The sequence below is a fragment of the Tropicimonas sp. IMCC6043 genome (genome assembly GCF_004146235.1).
In the GTDB taxonomy this organism is placed as follows: domain Bacteria; phylum Pseudomonadota; class Alphaproteobacteria; order Rhodobacterales; family Rhodobacteraceae; genus Tropicimonas.
This window is the reverse complement of the sequence record NZ_SELO01000221.1, coordinates 1-269: the sequence shown is the minus strand read 5'-3', so window position 1 is coordinate 269 and position 269 is coordinate 1. Positions and strand designations below refer to the sequence as shown.

At 61.0% G+C, this 269-nt stretch carries 1 pseudogene; it reads left to right on the top strand.

What is annotated here, in order from left to right:
• A pseudogene (locus EU800_RS26455) lies at positions 1-215 on the top strand (short-chain dehydrogenase); the annotation flags it as partial.
• Between the last annotated feature and the right edge of the window lie 54 nt (positions 216-269).

Here is a 269-nt window from a genome sequence, read left to right as displayed (position 1 = left end):
CAGGCGCCTGGACGCCCGAACAGACAGTGACCTTCCTGTTCGACCGGGTCGAGGCGGGGGATTTCTACATCCTCTGTCCCGACAACGAAGTCGATCGGCAGACCGACGAGAAACGGATCGCCTGGGCTGCCGGCGACATCATCGAAAACCGTCCGCCGCTCTCGCGCTGGCATCCGGATTATGGCACAGCCTTCCGGGAATGGCTCGAAGCGTGAGACTTCGCGTGGACAGGTTCAATGCGTAACAGCTATCGAATAGCCGTCATCCCC